The following is a 19,945-nucleotide window of genomic DNA, read 5'->3' on the forward strand; positions in this document are numbered from 1 at the left end:
GGGCGGTGTTCAGGCCAAGCCGCGCTGCTGTGATTGCTGCTTCACAACCGGCATGACCACCCCCTACGACGATCACGTCGAAGCATTCGGTGGGGGGAGGGCTAGCGCTCATGCCTTCATTATCCGGTGCTGGAGAAGCGCCGCAGCTGGTTCAGAAGTAGATGTCTTGCAGGGATTGGATGATGTCGTGGGAATAAGTCCAGCCTCCAGAGGTGTTGTTGAAGGTTTGGTTGGAGAAGAGGTCTTGATAGGTGGCGGCGAGGGAGGTGCTGCCGGTGTTGTTCAGGCCGTAGGCGTTGACCTGAATTTTGGTGGGATCTGCGGAGTAATCAGCGAGGCGATCAAGGGCTGCATTGAGATCGGTTTGCATCTCTTTCCACTGCCATTGGCCTTGGTTGTTTTTGAAAAAGTGCGGATTGCCTTCGGTGTCGTAGAGGAGGCCTGAGGTGGTGATGTCTTCTTTGCCGAGGCTTTCGGGAAGCGGAATGGGCAGGCCCGTGAGGGAGTCAGAGGCGGAATTGGTTCTGGTGTCCCACCAGCTGCGTCGTTCTGGCCTGCCATCGAGAATGAGGGAGATGGCGGTGGATTGATCGCGCCGGTTGGGGTCGTTGGCTTTGTTGGTGAGGAGATAGTCGAGGCCTTCCAAGGCGCCGAGCAATTCGGTGCCGGCGTAGAGGTTGGAAGGTCTGTCTGGATCGCCCTGAAAGAGGTCGTCGCGATTGGGGTTGGGGAGGCCCAGCTCTTTCCATTTTGAGTTGTCTTTTAATGCATTTCCGATCTGCTCTCCTGCCATTTTGAGAGACAGGATGGTTTGCATCGTGTCGATGCCGCTGTTGGGATTGGTGCGTGAGAGAGTGAAGGTGTTGTGTTGAACGTGATAGTTGTAAGTGATTAAATGGATGTTGATATCGTCAGCATTTTTTGCATCATTTGGGTTGTCAATGATGTTGTAGTTATCGAGTTCTTGAATTGCTTCTGTGATGGTTTGATTGGCCAGAGTTTGGAGTAATTGTGTCGATGTGATGGTGCTGTTGGTGTCGCGGCGTTGAAACTGATATCCAGCGCGTTCAGCGTCTTTCGCGAAGGCTTCTAGTGCTAGCAGGCATTGGAATTTTCTGTGATCTTTCCCTTCGCTGTGGAGCATGGACGTCGAGGTATCGAGGAGGAGATAAACGTCGCCTTTCTCTGAAGTGGTATCTGGTGTTGGTGAAGGAGACGTCTCAGGGGTTGGAGACGGTGATGGCGAAGGAGACGGTGATGGCGAAGGAGACGGTGTTGGTGGCGGAGAAGGCGCAGTGGTGTCAACGGTGAGAGTGACGGTGTTATTGGCGTCGGATTCGTCTTGGTTGTTGTTGCTAGCAGCATCAGAAAATTTGTCGTTAGCGACACGGATGACGCCGTTTGTAGTGCTGTCGGTGGCTGGCGTAAAGGTGGCGGAATAGGAGGTGCCGGAGCCGGAGAAATTAGAGAGCGTGCCGCCAGACCGAGTGATATCCGATTCGATGAAGTTGGTTGATGACTCGGAGAGAGTGAAGGAGATAGCAGCGGTCTCGCCAGCCTTTAGCGAGGAGACGTCGGAGGAGATGGCAATGGTGGGAGGAGTGTTATCAATTGGCGTATTTATTATCGAACTTGGATCTTCCCAGTCAATTCCTAATGAAAAGTCAAGCCAATATAGTAAACCAGTAGATCCGTTATAATAAGTACCCATTTCGATCTCGAAAGTGTCGATCGAGTCGTAGTAAACGCGTACCCGAGTTTCATCTTCTGTGTTAGATGTAGTGAGGCCAGTCTCGTCGGAAAAAGTTACAACTCCGTCTGAGTTGCTGGTGACAGTGAGGCCGCTATTGGTCGCCAGATCATAAGAAGTGATCCCTTTAAATTTCTGGTATTGGCGTTCGTCAATGTCATATGAGTTGATGACTACATTCTCGAGGGTGACTGCATCTCCGCTACCCCCAGAATATGTCCCGTTTTTGTAAAAACTTATCTCTGCTTTGACGTAATCATGGCCAGCTTGGCTTGAGTAAAAGAAATGAGAAATATAATGTTGATCTATGGTTTCACTGTCAAAATCTTGTATGCTTATATTTGAAGATAGTTCTGTTACTCTGTAAACAGCGTCAACTGCTTGGCCGCCAATAGAGATAACATTTTGATAAATAATTTCATCTCCTGCTGTTGGTTGTAGCCATTGGTTGAGTACGAAGCTTAGGCGTTGTTGATTGGTGTCAAGTATCGTGTTTGAGAATTCAACCTTAATTGCTTCTCCGTTGAGGTAAATCTGTCCATGATCATTGGCTCGAATGTAATTATTTTTGTTTGATATGGTGTGTGTATCGATTAACAAATTTGCAAAGTATTGACCTTCGTCTCCTGCTGTATCGGTGTCGTTGAGGAGTGCGTCAAGGTGATGCCCGTATTCTTCGGTCAGAACCTTGATGGCTTCAACGTTGCTGGCTGTTTGAACCCATTCATTGTTGATATAAATTGTTTGGTTAGAGGTTGCATAGGCGCCCATGGCGCCGCCCATATCTTCCTGCTGCACAAGTTCAATCGGGGGGATGTCACTTGTCTCGCCTGCGGTAAGGCGTGCGATTAAGGCGTCGAGCTGGTCTGACTGGTGGCTGGAATCAAGGTGTAACGCTTCGCTAGCTGCATTCGAGAGCGCACCCTCGGCTGCCCACTTCTGGAGTTGGGGGTGCCATAACTCCTCCAGGGTGCCCACTGTGATTGGTGTTTTTGCTTCGGCTTGTTGAGCCTCTCTTCTTGCTGTTTCAGCGTTGCCCGTCAGGCTTAAATCTGATCCAGAGTTTTCACTTGTCGTTTGAACGCTATTGCTTGAATCTGCATTATTAATAGGTGTTTCGTTGATGATTGATGGCGATTCAGGTGATGAATCGATGCCTGATCTGCCTTCGTTTGTCTGTTTAAGAGAGCTGATGCTCTTTGCTTGGATGGAAGTGTCTTGACTGGTTACATTTTCTGTTGATGCTGCGTTTGGAGCTGATTCTTGGTTTGTATCTTCAGAGCCCCCTAATTGATTTGCATTGATATTTTCATCGGAGACAGCCTCGCTGTTTTGGAGACGGTTGCTTTCATTGTTTTCTGGGCTTGATAGCTTGCCATTCCATTCTTGAAGTTCTTTTTGGCTGATTAGGGTTCTAAGAGAAACTCTGTTCCCTTCACTGTTTCGGAGTGTGTGCTGATTTCTGTTGATTGCCGAGTTGCTCGAGAAAACTTCAGCGCCTGTCAGTTTGCCGAGTGTTTCGATGAGTTCTGTGTTTCGTCCTGCTTCGCAGCTCCACAGATAGATCGATTGAAGTCCCCAGGTTTGGAGAGGATGGGCCGAATCCTCTAAATACTTCTTCGTGAGGAATGTGTTGCCGATCTTGATCTCACCATTGCTTGCATGGGCAACAATGTGCAGCTCATTTGTCGCTTTGCCTGCCTGTCTGTTCTGATTTAATTGTTGCGATATTGCGTGCACTGGATCACCTTGGATCCAGGCGATCTCTTCATTCAGGCTTTGGAGCCATTCAACATCTTTGATGTTGTGATTGGTCGCGACGAGACGGTTCGCTTGTTTTCGTCGGTGATGTGTTTCGTTATTTCCCCGTGACTCGAGGCTGCTTGCTGTGCGCTGCCTTGCGCAGAACGCGTGTTGGCTTCCTCCCGCCAGGGCAAGGCTGCGATCTACCAGTGCGGAGGTTGCGGGCAAGTTCTCATTGGCTACTCAGCTAATTCTCAGAAGTGGTGGCCTGATCTGTATCCCCCAAACGGGGGATGACGTCTATTCCTTGCACGATTCGGATCAAACCAGCCGATGAGCTGAAATCCTTCTTTCAGAGCGGCTCGATTGGATTACGCCGCCAGGTTGCGGAAGCGAGTGAACTGGGGCTCGAACAGCAGTTTCACGGTGCCAACGGGGCCGTTGCGGTGCTTGGTCACGATCACTTCGGTGATTCCCCGGTCGGGAGTTTCCGGGTTGTAGTACTCATCGCGATAGATCATCAGCACCAGGTCGGCGTCTTGCTCAATGGAGCCTGATTCCCTCAGGTCACTGAGCATGGGGCGTTTGTTGGTGCGCGATTCCACCCCGCGGCTGAGCTGAGAGAGGGCGATCACTGGCACGTTGAGTTCGCGGGCCATGCCCTTGAGCCCTCTGGTGATTCGCGAGATTTCTTGGACCCGGTTGTCGGGGGTTGATCCTTCCATCAGTTGCAGATAATCAATCACCACCAGCCCTAGTTCCTTGCCTTGTTCGGCCATCAGCCGCCGGCAGAGCGAACGCATTTCGAGCACCCCTGAGTTGGGTTTGTCATCGATGTACATCGGTAATTGCCCCAGGGTGTTGATTCCTTGGCCCAGCAAGGGCCATTCCTCCTGTTGCAGCCGGCCGGTGCGCAGGCGGCCTGCTTCGATGCCAACCTCCATTGAGAGCAGCCGGTAGGTGAGCTGTTCTTTGCTCATCTCCAAGCTGAAGATGCACACCGGAAGGTTGTGCAATTGCGCCACGTTTTTGGCCAGGTTGAGCACGATCGAGGTTTTGCCCATCGCTGGGCGGCCGGCCACGATGATCAGGTCACTGCGTTGCAGGCCTTGGGTCATCGCATCCAGGTCGTAGAAGTTCACCGGAATGCCCGCCACCGAGGTGCCCAGCGATCGGCTTTCGATCTCGTTGAAGGTGCTGGTGAGGATCTCTGCCGTTGGAGTCAGTCCTTTAGAAGGCTTCTCTTGGCTGATCGCAAAAATTTTCTGTTCGGCCTGATCCAGCACCTGCTCCATCGGCAGGCTTTGGTCAAAGCCCAGCTGAATCACCTCATTGCCGGAGCGGATCAGCTGCCGGCGTAGGAACTTATCCATCACCAGCCGGGCCACCTGTTCGATCGAGGCGGTGGATGCCACCCGTTCCACCAGCTCCACCAAACGGCCGCTACCACCAACCTTGTCGAGCGATCCCGTATCGGCCAGCCAGGCGGTCATCGCCGTGAGATCGGTGGGTTTGCCCTGGCTATGGAGCATCACCGCGGTGCGGAAGATCTCCCGGTGGGCTCCTAGATAGAACGCCTCGGGTTGGAGCACGTCGGCGACGCGGCCGATGGCATCGGGGTCGAGCAGGATTCCCCCTAAAACAGCTTCTTCAGCCTCCAGGTTTTGCGGGGGAAGCGAATCGGGGAGGGCTTCGAAATTGGGCTCATCGCGTGGACGGCCCTTGCCGTAGCCCCGCTGTCCCCCACCTTCACTCGCGCTGTGATCGGGTTGGGAGACACTCACCATGGCAGTGAACTGGCGCCGTTAAGTGACCACACTCTGGCTGGCCGTGACGGCGATGCCAGAAATCAATAACTGACGACTTCGAGGTTGATTTCTGCTGTGACTTCGCTGTGCAGCTTCACCTGCACCTTGTAGGAGCCTGTGCGGTGGATATCGGGAACAGTGATATCGCGGCGATCCACTTCTTTCTTGGTAGCTGCTTCGATCGCTTCGGCAACATCGCCGTTGGTCACGGTGCCAAACAGCACGTCGTCTCCGCCGGTTTGCTTCTTCACAGTGAACCGTCCGATCGTGTCGAGAGCGGTGCGGAACGCCACAGCATCCTGCTTGAGGGTGGCTTGGCGCTCGGCCTCCTTGGCCCTGCGGTGCTCCACCTGCTTCATCACTGCGGGGGTGACGGGAACAGCTTTCCCAAAGGGAAGCAGGAAGTTGCGGGCGTATCCGGGTGCTACATCAACCAGATCGCCATTACGGCCCAGGCTGAGGATGTCCTCATTGAGTACGACTTGTACGCGCTTGGCCATGGCGATTTAGAAGAGGTTGACGATGAGAAGCGATTGCGAAGTTTACGACGCGACCGGTAGGCGCACCTTGGTTGCGAGCCCTAAGGCGCGCATCAGGCGGATGTGTTCCCAAGTGAGATCGATCTGACCCGGTTGCATGCCATGGCGTGCGGAATGGGGGAAAGCGTGGTGATTGTTGTGCCAGCCTTCGCCGAAGGTCAGTGCCGCCACCCATTTGTTGTTGCGTGATGCGTCACCGCTGTCGAAGACAACGTTGCCCCAGCAATGGGTGGCGGAGTTCACCAGCCAGGTGACGTGATAGACGACCACCAAGCGCAAGGGAATGCCCCACAACACCAGGGCCCAACCGCCGGCACCTGTGGCGGTGCCGATCCAGAACAACAGCAAACCAAGGGGGAGCTGGAGCCAGAGGAAGTGGGCATTCAGCCAGCGGTAATAGGGATCGCTTGCGAGATCGCCGGTGAGACGAGGCACCGCAGGCATGGCTTCGATCGGGTGAAACATCCAGCCCATGTGGCTCCACCAAAAGCCGCGATGGCTGTTGTGATGATCTGCATCCGTATCAGAAAACTTGTGGTGATGCCGGTGCAGCCCCACCCAATCGATGGGGCCGTGTTGGCAGCTCAGGGCACCGCAGGTGGCAAAAAATCGTTCTAGCCAAGTGGGTAGGCGGAAGGATCGGTGCGTTAAAAGGCGGTGATAGCCAAGGGTGACGCCGAGGCAGGCTGTGACCCAGTACAGCACCAGCAGGCTGGTGACCGCAGGCCAGCTCCAGAAGCCAGGCAGGAGGGCCACAACCGCGAGGGCGTGAATCACGATCATGAATCCAATCGTGACGGAATGCTGGTGATTTTTAGGGCTGTTTGCCGGTTCACCCTTGCGTGGACGATAAAGAAGCCTTGCTTGAGCCGCTGCCAGGTGCGAAGCTGCCGGCCGACTGGGCGGCGAAGGAGTTCTGATCGTGCTTGAAACCATGCCTAATCCGCTTGATGTCCATAAGCTACACCTAATAAGGATCCGTATCAAGTGACAAAGGAGGAAGTCGTTTCTGATCATGTGACCAAGGGTTACCGGGATCGGCTCGATGAGGGCCGTCGGGCGATGGCGCACTTGATCCATGTCTGGCATGAGCGCAATGGCTGGTCTCACAAGGTGTTGCCCGCCCTCGCGGATGCTCTCGATCTCGGCCGTGTTCACAACTCCCAAATTTCGAACCTGCGCAACGGCAAGCTCGCCTCTCCTGGCCCCGAGGTGTTCCTGGCCCTTGGGCAAGCCAACGCGATCCTCAACGCAGGCTTGGATCCGATCCAAGAGCATCTCGCTGAGGTGCATCCCGATCTGCTCAAGGTGCTCAAGGTGAGCGCTGTGCCTGTTGTCAGCGCCAACGGCACGCCGCTCGGAGCAGGGGAGTTGTTGGAGATCTTCGTAGGCCTTGCCCCGTTGCCACCGGGTTTTGATTGGCGCATTGATCCTGTGGAGGCGGCCGCCTTAAGTGCAGCGCTTGCAGATTCTCTCTGCAGAGGGCAGTCATGGCGTCAGTGTCGCGATCAGTTGATGAGCGCCTATCCAGTCGGAAAAAGCCAACGCCGTGAACGCTTCGCCGCCGTTATGGCGGGATTGCGTGATTACTCAGCCGAGGAGCTTGATGGGGAGTTTCTCGATCTCCACGCCACCTACCTCGCTCTGGATGGTCAAAACGGGAAGACGCCAGCCGCATTCCTGGAGGAATTGCGACGCCGTCTCCCCAGCCAGTCAACCCGCGACGATCAGCCGGAGTAGCGGGCCTGTCGCACTTTGCGGGTGAGTCCGAGTTTGCGCAGCAGTCGGATGTGCATCCAGGTGATGTCGAACTCGAACCAGCGCAAGCCGTGGCGGGCGCTATCTGGATAGGCATGGTGGTTGTTATGCCAGCCCTCTCCAAAGGAGAGCACCGCCACCCACCAGCAGTTGCGTGACAGATCAGGGCTGTTGAAGTTCCGGTAGCCAAACGCGTGCGTGGCGGAATTCACCAGCCAAGTCACGTGATACACAACGGCAAGACGCAAAGGAATGGCCCAGAGAACGAGGCCGACGCCACCACCGTGCACGCCTGCAGCCTCTCCATACCAATACAGAGCTAACCCCAGGGGGATTTGGAGCAAGAGGAACCAGCGGTCAAGCCAGACATAGAAACGATCACTCAGCAGATCGCCCGCATAGCGATGCTTCTCTTTTAAAGCCGGGATGTCATGGAGCATCCATTCGCTGTGGCTCCACCACAGGCCCCGCCCCGCATCGTGATGATCATTGGGCTGATCGGAAAAGCGGTGATGGTGGCGATGCAACGCCACCCAATCGATCGGTCCGCTCTGGCAGGCCAGGGTGCCCATCACCACGAGAACCCGTTCCAGCCAACCAGGCACTTCAAAGCTGCGGTGCGCCACAAGCCGATGCAGGCCCAGGGTGACGCCAAGCACGGTCATCCAGTACAGAACGCCGAAGGCAACCAGACCCTGCCAGCTCCAAAAGCGTGGCAGTAAGGCCACCGTTGCCAGCACGTGGATGACCACCATGAAGCTGGTGGTCCCACCTTTGAGGCGGCGTTGTTGTGAGGGGAGCGTCTGACGCGGCGCCATCACGGCTGCGCGCATGCGCAGCTCGCGTTTGGTGTTGGCGTCAGCCTGGGTGGATGTGACCAAAAGAGTCTCCTTGCACCGGATCTAGGGATTCAGACGACCAGAAGTCGGCGAATTTTGAGTCGGTTGGAAGATGCGAATGTAAAAGAACTCAGCACAAAAAGTGCGAATAAGAAGTGATGGGTTCAAATCCTGCGAATGACGTGATGGCGGCAAAGGCCGCTGAAGCGTGGGCGGAAGCGCGCATTCGCCAAGCGCGAGATCGGCTCAAGCCCATGGCAGAGCAGCGCACGGCAGGCGTGTCGGTTCGCTTGGAAAAGGTGTTGAATGCCTTCGCTGCTGAGCGCGTTGGGACGCAGCATTTCGCGTCTGTGAGCGGCTATGGCCATGGCGATCAGGGACGAGAGGTGCTCGATCGTGTCTTTGCCAGGGTGCTTGGCGCCGAAGCCGCGGCGGTGAGACTTCAATTTGTGAGTGGCACCCATGCCATTGCGGCTGCTCTGTTTGGGGTGTTGCGCCCTGGAGAGCGGATGCTTTCGATCACCGGTCGCCCCTACGACACTCTTGAAGAGGTGATCGGTTTAAGGGGAGAGGGGCAGGGGTCTCTGCGGGACTTTGGCGTGCACTACGACGAACTTCCCCTGCTCGACTCTGGAGCGGTCGATGAGGTGGCCTTGGATGCGGCTCTAGAAACACCCCGCCGGCTGGTGTTGATTCAGCGCAGCTGCGGATATAGCTGGCGCCCATCGCTCTCGATCGACACGATCGGCCGCCTCTGTGAGCGCATTCATGCCCGCCAGCCCGATTGCGTGTGTTTCGTTGATAACTGTTATGGAGAGTTGGTGGAGGAGCGGGAGCCACCGGAGGTCGGTGCCGATCTGGTGGCCGGTTCGCTGATTAAGAATCTCGGGGGCACGATCGCTCCCGCTGGCGGCTATGTGGCAGGGCGGGCCTCCCTGGTGGAACAGGCGTGCTGCAGGCTGACCGCTCCAGGAATTGGCAGCGAGGGCGGCAGTGGTTTTGACCTGCATCGCCTGCTGTTGCAGGGCTTATTTCTCGCTCCGCAGATGGTGGCGGAAGCCTTGATTGGGGCTGATTTGGTGGCGGCTGTGTTTGCTGATCTTGGCTATTCCGTGCAGCCCTCTGCAGGGGAGCCTCGCAGTGATCTCATTCAGGCGGTGCAGATCGGAGACCCAGACGCCTTGAAATTGATTTGTCGGGCTTTCCAGGGAATCTCACCCGTGGGCTCCTATCTCGACCCGGTGCCTGCGCCGATGCCTGGTTACGCCAGTGACTTGGTGATGGCTGGCGGCACCTTCATCGATGGCAGCACCAGTGAATTTTCTGCAGATGCTCCCCTGCGAGAACCTTTCAATCTTTATGTGCAGGGGGGAACCCATCGCGCCCATGTAGAGCTGGCTCTGATCAGGGCCCTTGCCGCGTTGTTGACGGCAGGTTGGGTTGATCTGGCGCAGACTGACTAACAACCGCATCTCGTGGCCCGATGGCCTTCGACTTCCCCGACCAGTTTCGGTTCGCCGACAGCCATGAATACGTTCGTCAAGAAGCGGAGCTCGTGCGGGTTGGGCTGAGCGCCTATGCCGTGGATCAGCTCGGCGACATCGTGTTTGTGGATCTGCCTGAGGTGGGGTCTGAGCTCAGCCGTGGAACCAGCTTTGGAACCGTGGAATCGGTGAAGGCCGTTGAAGAGATGTACACGCCGATCACGGGCGAAGTGGTTCAGCGCAATGAAGCGGTGCTGGGCAATCCTGAGGAGCTTCAGAACGATCCACATGGGGAGGGTTGGCTTTTGGTCATTCGCCCATCAGAGCCTTCCCAGATGGAGGAGTTGATGGATTCAGCCACCTACAGCGCCAAGGTGGCGGCTGAGTAACCGAAGCTTGATCAGGCCGTCAATGCGGCGGGGACTTCCTTACAGTCGCGGTCATCGCAACCGGCCTTTTGACCTTGCTTGAACAGCGTGTGTCTGACGCGTCGGTGGCTGAGCCACTGTCTCCGTTCGTAAGTCGGCACATCGGCCCTGGTGAGCAAGCGCAACAGCGGATGTTGAAGGAGCTGGGATTTAGTGATCTCGATACTTTTTTACGAGCCGTTGTACCGGCCAATATTTTTGATTCCCTGCCTCCTGTTGAGACCCTTCCCCGTGGGTGCACGGAAGCCAGTGCATTGGCGGAGCTGCGTGGCTTGGCGGATGCCAATCAGGTTCGCCGATCGCTGATTGGCCTTGGCTACTACGACACCGTCACGCCAGCGGTGATTCAACGTCAGGTGTTGGAAAACCCCTCCTGGTACACGGCTTATACCCCTTATCAAGCGGAGATCGCCCAGGGTCGCCTGGAAGCGCTGTTCAACTTCCAAACCCTGATCAGCGAGCTCACGGGCTTACCGATCGCCAACGCCTCGCTGCTCGATGAAGGCACGGCCGCTGCAGAAGCGATGGGCCTGAGCTTGGCCGCCTGTCGCCGGCCGGAAGCCAAGCGCTTTCTGGTGGACGCCGCTGTGTTGCCCCAGACCTTGGCCGTTTTGCAAACCAGGGCCCTACCGATTGGGGTGGAGCTGGAGGTGGTGGAGCCCGAGGCGTTCCGCTGGGGTGACGACGTTTTTGGGGTGTTGCTTCAACTCCCAGGCCGTTGTGGGCGTCTTTGGGATCCGTCCGCTTGTATCGCCGCAGCCCATGACAGCGGTGCCCTTGTCACCGTGGCCGTGGACCCTCTTGCCCAGGTGTTGCTGGCACCGGTTGGTGAGCTTGGTGCCGACATCGCTGTTGGCAGCACCCAGCGTTTTGGTGTGCCGATGGGTGGAGGCGGCCCCCATGCCGCGTTTTTTGCCACCCGCGATGCGTTTCGCCGCCAGGTGCCCGGTCGGATTGTGGGCCAGTCTCGCGATGCGGATGGCCAGCCAGCGTTTCGGTTGGCCTTGCAGACCCGTGAGCAGCACATTCGACGCGACAAAGCCACGAGCAACATTTGTACGGCCCAAGTGCTGCTGGCTGTGATGGCGTCGTTTTATGCCATTCATCACGGCCCGGAAGGGCTGGAGGCGATGGCTCACAAGCTTGTGGCCCTGCGGCTTCAGCTTGAGGAGGCGGTGCGTCAGTTGGGCTATTCGCTTGAGGCGTCGCCTCGCTTTGACAGTTTTGATGTCTACGGATCGATGGCACCCCAGGTCCATCGCCTGGCAGCACGCGAAGGCATCAATTTGCGGGTCTTGCCGGATGGAGCTTCCGTCGAGACGGCTCAGGGCTTTGGAGTCAGCCTGGATGAACTCTCCGATTCAGACGAGATCCATCGTCTGATTGCGGTGTTGGCGCAAGCGGTAGAGGCTCCTATCCCAGCGAATCTGGATGAGCGGAGCAGCGACGCATCGTTGAGTGGCGTTCCCTGTCGCCGAGCGCCCTGGCTTCAACAGTCGGTGTTTCACCGCTACCACAGTGAAACCGAACTGATGCGCTATATCCAGCGCTTGGTCAGCAGGGATCTTTCTTTGGTGCACGGAATGATCCCCCTGGGGAGCTGCACCATGAAGCTCAATGCGGCTTCAGAACTTGTTCCTGTGAGTTGGCGAGAATTCGCCGCGATGCATCCCTTTGCACCGCTAGATCAGCAGCAGGGTTCCCAGCGCATGGTTCAGGACCTCGCGACTTGGTTGGCGGCACTCACCGGTTTCGCTGGTGTGTCGCTCCAGCCCAATGCCGGATCGCAGGGCGAATATGCGGGGCTGCTGGTGATTCGTGCCTGGCATCGCTCCCGCGGCGAAGCCTCCAGAAATGTTTGCTTGATTCCCACGAGTGCCCATGGCACGAACCCAGCTAGCGCCGTGATGGCGGGCATGCGTGTGGTGCCGGTGGCTTGCGATGACGAGGGCAATGTGGATGTGGAGGATCTGCGCTCCAAAGCGGAGCAACACAGCGCATCCCTCGCGGCCTTGATGGTCACCTATCCCTCAACGCACGGCGTGTTCGAGGTTCGTATTCGCGAAATTTGTGCGCTCGTGCATGAGCACGGAGGGCAGGTCTATCTCGATGGGGCCAATTTGAATGCGCAGGTTGGGCTTTGCAGGCCTGGCTCTTTTGGGGCTGATGTTTGCCACCTGAATTTGCACAAGACCTTCTGCATCCCTCACGGTGGTGGTGGCCCAGGGGTTGGTCCGATTGGGGTGGCGTCGCATCTGCTGCCGTTCCTACCCGGCCATCCGCTCATGGCCTGTGGTGGAGAGCAGGCAATCCAGGCTGTGTCCGCGGCCCCATGGGGAAGTGCTGGCATCTTGCCCATCAGCTGGATGTATTTGCGCTTGATGGGTCCTTTTGGGCTGCGTCAGGCCACGGCCATTGCCCTTCTCTCCGCTAACTATTTGGCGAGTCGCTTGGATGCGCACTACCCCGTGTTGTTTCGAGGGGAGAGTGGGCTGGTCGCCCATGAATGCATCCTGGATTTGCGGGGCCTCAAGCGAACCGCTGGGTTGGAAGTGGATGATCTGGCGAAACGCTTGATGGACTTTGGCTTTCATGCCCCAACGGTGAGTTGGCCTGTGGCGGGCACGGTGATGGTGGAACCTACGGAAAGCGAGAGTTTGGAAGAGCTGGATCGGTTCTGCGACGCGATGATTGCCATTCGCGTTGAAGCCGCTGCGATCGAAGACGGATCCATGGATCGGGAGAACAACCCCCTGCGCCGTGCACCGCACACGCTGGCTGCAGTCACAGCCGAGAGCTGGGACCGTCCTTACAGCCGCCAGCAGGCTGCGTTTCCGCTTCCCGAGCAAGCCAGCAACAAGTTTTGGCCTTCCGTGGCACGCATTGATAACGCTTTTGGCGATCGAAATTTAATTTGCACCTGTCCGAGCGTTGAAGAGATGGCCGAACCCGTTGCAATGCGGTAAGTTCATTGAAATCGGAAATAAAACTTTCGATTTCATTCACGCATGCTGACCTGTTTGCACACTGATCGGCAATTGCTCCGTCTCAGGAGACAACATGAGCAGCGACATTTCCAACATTCACGGTCAAGGAGCTGTCACTCCCACGGCATCAGGCGAGTCTCTTCAGTTGCCTGATCTGCCCGAGTGCTTGCAAGCAGCATTAGGCAGAGGTCATACCCTTGTTATTGAGGGCACCAATGTGGTGCGTGTTCCTTTTGGAGTCCGTCGTTCTCGCCGAGTTCGCCCAGAGCGTCCAGAACGTTGGGCAACGTTGGTGTTGCCCTTGCAGCCCAATGGATCACCCACGCCTCCGCAAGCGGCTTAAACAGTTATTGAACGAAGCAACTTCCTAAGCAACTTCTATTAAGTTCGATCCTGCTTCGAGTTTCCAGTCGACGAGAGATTTTGCATACTCAAGCGAACAGATACCTGTCCTAAACGGGAGAAGTTGCATCGGGCTTCGTTCTGGTCGAACCAACCAACTTTTATTTGGTTGTTGCATTAAAAGGAATCCGCGGTAGCGCACTGCGAATTGTGGTTCGCCAAGAAATCCCATGGAAGCTGGGGTTGTTGGGTGATAACGAAACCATTTCAGGGCAAAAAAGTAAAATTAAGCGCTAGCAGCTGATTCTCTTTAGATTTCTTTTTCAATTGTCAGTATTTGACTGTTTTTGGCTCATTGGGTCAGCGCCTGGCCTGCCAAAACGTGTCCTGAGAGTCGTTTTGATGGCATTGATACAACAAATATTTTGAGTTTGGTGTATCTGTAAGTGATCTATTGGTTCAGCCCAAATAGGAGTAAGTCGGTTTGATTGCTTGAGGAATGGATTTGGTTGATGCCTGCTTGCGCTGGATAAAAACCAAATCCATCGCCTCGGCCAAGGTTCGATAGGGATGCAGCGTTTGCTCCGGAGATCGAGATCGCCCCATTGATCATCTGAAGCCATGCCTGGGGATAGGCGAGGTCTGGCAGTTCAATGCTTTTGCCTTGGGCAAGACGTAGGCGCCAGAGCTGAATCGGGCGCGCAATCGCCATGGCTTCTCGGTTGTGGGGATCCAGCACTGGGATCCATGTCTGATCGGTCAGGGCAATCCTGCGTTGCTCATAGGCAGGCGCGAGTCCTTGCTGGCTGGGTTCGATCCAGATCTGCAGCAACCGGCAGCTTTGTTCGCTTTTATTGATTTCGCTGTGCCTGATTCCAGTTCCGGCGCTCATCCGCTGCACATCTCCAGCCTGAATGACACCGCTGTTTCCGGCTGAATCCTGATGTTGGAGCTCGCCCTCGATCATCACCGTGATGATCTCCATGTCGCGATGGGGATGCATGCCAAACCCCCGACCTGCAGAAATCGTGTCGTCATTGATGACGCGTAGAGGTCCGTATCCCATCCAGTCGGGATCGTGATGATCAGCAAAGGAAAAGCTATGCCATGAATCGAGCCAGTCCAAAACACTGTGAAAGCGTTCTTGGGCGGGACGGAAGACCAGGGCTGGATGGTTTGTGATCTTGGGCGGACTCATTGAATCGGTTGCTTTTGTCCTAGGCGTTGCAGCAGGTCCTGGATGCTGTCGTCCTTGGCTGGTTTGGAGTGATTGCTGAGCAATTGACGACCCACAACTTCGGCCCCGAGGTGCGTGAGTTGGATGCGAAGAGACAGAAGCAGTTCCATGCCCCCGCCTCCTGAGAACGTGGCGATGGCGATCGGCCGACCGTTGAAGAGCGCCCGAAAGTCGTCACCTTGAACCGACAACCAGGCAATGGCATTGGTGAGGCAGGGCGGAATCGAGCCGTTGTATTCGGGTGCGCAAATCACCCAACGGGGAGAGGCCATCAGCAACGCCTCGAGGGGGGGAACCGCCTCCGGCGTGGCTTTGGATTGCGCCCTGGGGGTGAACAAGGGCAGGTCGATGGTCGTGAGATCAAGCAGGTCGGCTGATTGGCCCAGGGTCCCTGCTGTCTCTACGAAACGTTGCGCCAGCTTGAGGTTTTCGCCGTTGCTGGCGGTGATCACCAAGACATCGCTCGTGTTTGGTTTGTTCATGCCCAGAATTTCCACCCTTCACGCTGCATCTTGGCTGTTACCTCTTCTTTGAAATCATGGCGGCCCTCGCAGAGCGGTCCCTGAGCTTGAGGGCTGCCAGTGCTGGATGTTCTGCACGCCTGAGGCGAGCGTCAGGCGGCCTTTAATTCCGCTTCCCGGTAGGGCACGAAGCTGGCTTTGCGCACTCCGCAAATGGGGCAGGACCAATCATCTGGAATCGCTTCGAAGGGTGTGCCGGGCGCAATTCCGGAGTCGGGATCGCCCTCTGAGGGGTCATAAATCATCGAGCACACTGTGCAGATCCATTTGCCGGGTACGGGGTCATCGGCCTGTCCCGCCGAGCCCTTGCCTTGAAGGGCTTCAAGGGCAACGCCATAAGACTCGGCATGGTGCTGTTCGATGGGAGTGAGCAGCCCGAAGTTCTTGGCCGCTGTTTTAAAGATGCCTGCGTGTTCTTTGGATTCGCTGGTTTGTTCGACGAACTCAGCCGCGGCCCCATGATCGCGATCGTTGCGGGCTTGCGCAGCAAACTCCGGATACATCGTGGTGTATTCGTAGGTTTCGCCTTCGATGGCAAGCTCAAGGCAGCGCGTCAGCAACGCTTGTTTGTCGTCATCGCTAAGTGCACTGGGGTCGTCAAAGACAAGTTCCGGATGCAGCAGGCGGAAGTGAGCAAACGCGTGTTCTGTCTCTTGGGCGGCGGTGTCGCGGAAAAGCTTGGCGAGATCGCTGCGGCCGAGCTTCTTGGCGACATCAGCAAAGAACAAATACTTGCGATTGGCCATGCTTTCGCCGCCAAAGGCCGCTTCGAGGTTGGCCTGGGTGGACGGCTTGGAGAGATCCATCAGTTCATTGGTCGATCCTTGAATACTAACTCATACTCGTTATGAGTTAGCGCTAGTCGTTGGAGCTAGTAATTAGCACCACTGCGTCGCTGATGCACCGCGGTGGTGCTATCGGAATCGAGCACGCCGCCATGGGAGACCTCGGCGTAAATCAGCCAGTGATCCCCGCATTCCATGCGTTGCTTCACTGTGGCCTCCATCCACGCTAGGGCGTCTGGCAGCAAGGGCTGTTCACTTGGGCTGGCCTTCAGTTCTAAGCCGGCAAAGCGATCGGCTCCAGGTTCAAACGGTTGCAGGAATTGCTTCATGGGTCCGCTCTCGCGCCTTTCAGCGAGCACGTTCAAAGCAAAGCAATCGCCGATGTGCAGGAGGGCCTCAACCGCTCGATCCTTCGCAACTGCCACGGTGAATCCCGGTGGCGTGAAGCTGGCTTGGGTGACCCAGCTCGCAATCATGGCGCCGGAGAGTTCACCCTTTCGAGCGGTGAGAACGCAGAGAGATCCCACGACCCGACCCAGGGCCAGAACGGCAGGGTCACTGCGGCTTTCGCTCAGCCCGCCTCCGCTGCGGCGTTGCTGTTTGCGTTGCTCTCGATGCAACTCGCGACCGAACCGGGTGCCGGTTTCTTCGAGGGTTCGAATCATCGCTGCGTCGGGGCTGAACTTCACCCGGATGGGGTCGAACGCAAAGTGAAATCCGCCGTCGCGAAGCTTGTTTTCGAGGAGGTCGATCGCTTCACCGCTCCAGCCAAAGCTGCCAAACACCCCCACGGGTTTACTGCGATCTCCTTCGGCAAGGAGCGTTCCCAAGGCGGAGACGATCGGGGTTGGCGCATGGCCGCCGAGCGTTGGGGAGCCGATCAAAATGCCATCGGCTTGTTTGATCGTGTTGATCAGCTCGTCGGGAGGGGTGAATTCACAGTTGAGACTGGTGATTCGAATCCCCGTGCGGCCCACACCTTGCGCTAAGGCATCCGCAATGGCAGCGGTGTTTCCGTAAGCGCTGGCAAACAGCAATGCAACCGACAAGCTGGCTTGCTGTTGGCTGTCTCCCCAGCGCCGGTAGTCATTGAACAAGCTGCGCCAGCTTGTATCGATGGCTGGACCGTGGCCCGGTGCCACCGTGGTGATATCAAGCTCTTCGAGGCGTTCCACCAGGAAGTCCACCTGGCCGGCCATCGGTGCCATCAAGCAGTCGTAAAAGTGACGCCGCTCTTCTTCCGTTGCACTGCGACCGGACTCAGCCCATTGCTCGGTGCAGATGTGCGCCGAAAACAGCTTGCCGCTCATCAACAGTCCGAGGGACTCTTCAAACGCCAACAGCCCCCCTGGCCATCGGGGGGTGGGAGCGGGAACGAGCTGTAGCTGGTGGAGATGGCTGAGAGGCAGCGTTTGCTCTTGGCGGATCACCTGGATGGCGGGCAGGTCGGGGATGGCTGGCTGGTCGTTCTCCTGCCCCGGGGCGGCAGGTTTGCGTTGTGACCAGAGTTCCCTTAAAAGCTTGGCTCCAGCGTTGGAAGCAATCAGTTCGAGCTCGGGATAAAGGCCCGCCAGTTCACGGAGTAGGGCCACCCTGTTGGGGTTGACGTGGCCCACCACAACCTTCAGCGCCTTGGTTTGGGCGGGAAGCCGATCGGCGAGAGCCAGAAGGAAGGCCTTCCCATAAGCCTTGCCAGGAGGATGCACCAGGAGGGCGGTCTGATGCTGGCCCTCGCCATCCGTGCCCGCATCGAACAGAAAACTATTGGCGGTGCTGCCCCGTTCCAGCGCATATTCCAATTCGAACCGGAGCCGTTGGGGACTCAGCCCCCGCAGGCAGGTGAGTCCTTCATCGATCGGCAATTGGATCACTTGCCGGGTCACGGCCGAAGGGGCCTCGAGGTTGGAGGTCGCCATCAGTAGTGATTTCCTACTTTGCGGTGATGGACGGCGGTGATGGCATTGGCATCAGCTACGTTCCCCTGCTCCACCACGGCATAGATCACCCAGTGATCGGGACCTTCCAGGCGTTGTTCGACACGACAGCCGAGGTAGGCCAGGGCATCTCCGAGAACGGGGCCGCCCTCAGCCTCCTCCTCCAGCACATTGATGCCTGCGAAACGGTCGGCGCCCGGTGGGAAGCGTTTAAGAAAATGTCTGAGAAGTTGTTGATGGTTGTCCTCTCGGAGAATATTCAGCACAAATTGATCCCCCACCTGCATCAGAGCCTCGATCGCCCTGTCTTTGGCCACGGCCACGGTGATGCCTGGTGGGGTGAAGCTGGCCTGACTCACCCAACTCGCCACCATCGCGCTGCGGCGCAAGCTGTCACCGTCGCCCTGGCTGGCCGTGACCACATAAAGCCCTCCGCTGAGACGGCCTAACGCTTTATCGAGATCCCCGTCCAAACTTTTCATGGCTGCGATCGTTTTGTCGCGTGTCAACAGCTGGCCGAGGTCAGTGCCTGATTCTTCGCAGCGCTGGTAGTCACCACCTTGTGGAAGCTGGCGAATGCGGAGAGGGGGGAAGGCCTCCTTTTGTCCCTGGCTGCGTAGTTGACCGGCCACGGAATCGATGGGCTCGTCATCGCCACCAAAGGCGTCGTAGACCCCTACAAGTTGCTTGCCATGCAAGGCAGCCAACAACGTTCCAATGCTGCTTTGCAGTTCAGCATCTGCTTGCGCTGGCCAGGTGGGAACCACCACGGCCTTGGCTTCGCTGATCAGGGCTGTGAGCTCTTGGGCATCGGTGGCGCGCAGGTCGACAAGCTGGACCTGAGCCTCGGTCTTGCCGATGCCGTGGGCGATCGCCTGACTGAGGCGATCACAGAAGCCGTATTGACTCAAATAACAAACAGCCGCATAACTTTCGCCCTTGTTGCGTTGTCCGCTCCATTCGCGGTAATCGTTGATCCAGTGGCTGAGGTGATGGCGAAGCAAGGGGCCATGACCTACTGCGATGGTGTTGATCTCTGGCAGACCATCCATGCGCTTGAGCGCTTGAAGCACACTGCGGGCATTGGGCCCCATTAAGCAGTCGTAGTAGAAGCGGAAATCCGGGGCAATGGCGCCAGGATCGCTGTCAAAGACGTCCTCGGAGCAGTAGTGCAGCCCAAAGGCATCGCAGGTGTAGAGAATTCCGCTGCCGTGATCAAACGAAAAAATCGTGTCCGGCCAGTGGAGGTTGGGTGCGCTTAAAAACTCAAAGCGATGGTGTACCCCGCTCTCAGGATTGGTGCCGAGATCGAGCTCTTCTCCGCTTTTCACGGCTCGGGAGCGGAAGGGCCTGTGGACCTGATCTTTGAGGAATTGAATCGCCACCTTGGATCCAACAATTTCGATCTCAGGGTTCAGCTCAATCAGGTCTCCAATCAGCCCTGAGTGGTCTGGCTCGGTATGGCTCACGATCAGGTGATCGATCTGGGTTGGATCGATTTGTTCCTTTAAGAGGGGCAGCCAGGTGTCGCGAAATTTGGCGTGACTCGTATCGATTAAGGCGGTGCGTTCCCCTCGCACCAAAAAGGCGTTGTAGGTGGTGCCGTTGCGGAGGCCAAATTCAATATCGAAACGGCTTCGCTCCCAGTCGAGGGATCGAATCGTGCTGCTGTCAGCAGCAATCACTTCCGATTGAAGGGAGAGCCTCGGACTGGTGCTTGCTGCAGTCACTGATGGCTTCAAGCTGGAGGTGGCCATGGCAGTTACTCGCTGACCTGAACTCTACGGAGA

General features: G+C 56.9%; 17 protein-coding genes. 5 read left to right on the top strand and 12 right to left on the bottom strand.

Features of this window, described 5'->3' with window-relative positions; genetic code table 11:
- The 5 genes from DXY38_RS05530 to DXY38_RS05550 form a co-directional block, all read right to left on the bottom strand.
- A partial coding sequence (locus DXY38_RS05530) for an FAD-dependent oxidoreductase (RefSeq protein WP_115070793.1) occupies positions 1–112 on the bottom strand: 112 nt, incomplete at its 3' end.
- Between the two features lie 39 nt (positions 113–151).
- A complete protein-coding gene (locus tag DXY38_RS05535) occupies positions 152–3,721 on the bottom strand; it encodes an Ig-like domain-containing protein (protein WP_115070794.1) in 3,570 nt (1,189 codons plus the stop codon).
- Between the two features lie 143 nt (positions 3,722–3,864).
- On the bottom strand, positions 3,865–5,280 hold the full coding sequence (dnaB, locus tag DXY38_RS05540) for a replicative DNA helicase (protein ID WP_115070795.1): 1,416 nt from the start codon (positions 5,278–5,280) through the stop codon (positions 3,865–3,867).
- 62 nt (positions 5,281–5,342) lie between these two features.
- The gene (rplI, locus tag DXY38_RS05545) at positions 5,343–5,801 is read right to left on the bottom strand and encodes a 50S ribosomal protein L9 (RefSeq protein WP_006854159.1); all 459 of its coding nucleotides are present in this window, start codon (positions 5,799–5,801) and stop codon (positions 5,343–5,345) included.
- 42 nt (positions 5,802–5,843) lie between these two features.
- Complete coding sequence (locus DXY38_RS05550) at positions 5,844–6,776, bottom strand: fatty acid desaturase (RefSeq protein WP_115070796.1); 933 nt, start codon at positions 6,774–6,776, stop codon at positions 5,844–5,846.
- A 51-nt stretch (positions 6,777–6,827) separates the two neighbouring features.
- Here DXY38_RS05550 and DXY38_RS05555 point away from each other — a divergent pair, with 51 nt between their 5' ends.
- Entirely contained in the window at positions 6,828–7,580 is a 753-nt protein-coding gene (locus tag DXY38_RS05555) for a hypothetical protein (protein ID WP_115070797.1), read from the top strand.
- Here the strand turns inward: DXY38_RS05555 and DXY38_RS05560 are convergent.
- Complete coding sequence (locus DXY38_RS05560) at positions 7,568–8,431, bottom strand: fatty acid desaturase (protein ID WP_006854156.1); 864 nt, start codon at positions 8,429–8,431, stop codon at positions 7,568–7,570. The genes DXY38_RS05555 and DXY38_RS05560 overlap by 13 nt on opposite strands.
- A gap of 164 nt (positions 8,432–8,595) precedes the next feature.
- On the opposite strand from DXY38_RS05560, the gene DXY38_RS05565 reads away from it, so the two are divergent.
- The 4 genes from DXY38_RS05565 (at position 8,596) to DXY38_RS05580 (ending at position 13,679) form a co-directional block, all read left to right on the top strand.
- Entirely contained in the window at positions 8,596–9,900 is a 1,305-nt protein-coding gene (locus DXY38_RS05565; RefSeq protein WP_244279021.1) for a methionine gamma-lyase family protein, read from the top strand.
- Between the two features lie 20 nt (positions 9,901–9,920).
- Entirely contained in the window at positions 9,921–10,310 is a 390-nt protein-coding gene (gcvH, locus tag DXY38_RS05570) for a glycine cleavage system protein GcvH (RefSeq protein ID WP_115070798.1), read from the top strand.
- A gap of 68 nt (positions 10,311–10,378) precedes the next feature.
- Complete coding sequence (gcvP, locus tag DXY38_RS05575; RefSeq protein WP_115070799.1) at positions 10,379–13,315, top strand: aminomethyl-transferring glycine dehydrogenase; 2,937 nt, start codon at positions 10,379–10,381, stop codon at positions 13,313–13,315.
- Positions 13,316–13,409: 94 nt separating this feature from the next.
- A complete protein-coding gene (locus DXY38_RS05580) occupies positions 13,410–13,679 on the top strand; it encodes a hypothetical protein (RefSeq protein ID WP_006854152.1) in 270 nt (89 codons plus the stop codon).
- Positions 13,680–13,703: 24 nt separating this feature from the next.
- On the opposite strand, the gene DXY38_RS13975 is transcribed toward DXY38_RS05580, so the two are convergent.
- The 6 genes from DXY38_RS13975 to DXY38_RS05610 all read right to left on the bottom strand — a co-directional run bounded on the left by DXY38_RS13975 (position 13,704) and on the right by DXY38_RS05610 (position 19,912).
- Positions 13,704–13,910 carry a hypothetical protein gene (locus tag DXY38_RS13975; RefSeq protein WP_115070800.1) on the bottom strand — a complete coding sequence of 69 codons (207 nt, stop codon included), beginning with the start codon at positions 13,908–13,910 and terminating at the stop codon, positions 13,704–13,706.
- 219 nt (positions 13,911–14,129) lie between these two features.
- A complete protein-coding gene (locus DXY38_RS05590) occupies positions 14,130–14,876 on the bottom strand; it encodes a pirin-like bicupin family protein (RefSeq protein ID WP_115070801.1) in 747 nt (248 codons plus the stop codon).
- Positions 14,873–15,397, bottom strand: coding sequence for an NADPH-dependent FMN reductase (locus DXY38_RS05595; protein WP_115070915.1), 525 nt, complete (start codon positions 15,395–15,397; stop codon positions 14,873–14,875). Before DXY38_RS05595 ends, DXY38_RS05590 begins: the two co-directional genes overlap by 4 nt.
- 131 nt (positions 15,398–15,528) lie before the next feature.
- Positions 15,529–16,242: a rubrerythrin family protein gene (locus DXY38_RS14140; RefSeq protein ID WP_115070802.1), complete on the bottom strand. Its 714-nt coding sequence runs from the start codon at positions 16,240–16,242 to the stop codon at positions 15,529–15,531.
- A 65-nt stretch (positions 16,243–16,307) separates the two neighbouring features.
- Positions 16,308–18,137 carry a diflavin flavoprotein gene (locus tag DXY38_RS05605; RefSeq protein ID WP_115070803.1) on the bottom strand — a complete coding sequence of 610 codons (1,830 nt, stop codon included), beginning with the start codon at positions 18,135–18,137 and terminating at the stop codon, positions 16,308–16,310.
- Entirely contained in the window at positions 18,137–19,912 is a 1,776-nt protein-coding gene (locus tag DXY38_RS05610; protein ID WP_115070804.1) for a diflavin flavoprotein, read from the bottom strand. Before DXY38_RS05610 ends, DXY38_RS05605 begins: the two co-directional genes overlap by 1 nt.
- Positions 19,913–19,945 lie beyond the last annotated feature (33 nt).

The organism is Synechococcus sp. UW179B, assembly GCF_900474245.1.
GTDB lineage: Bacteria > Cyanobacteriota > Cyanobacteriia > PCC-6307 > Cyanobiaceae > Synechococcus_C.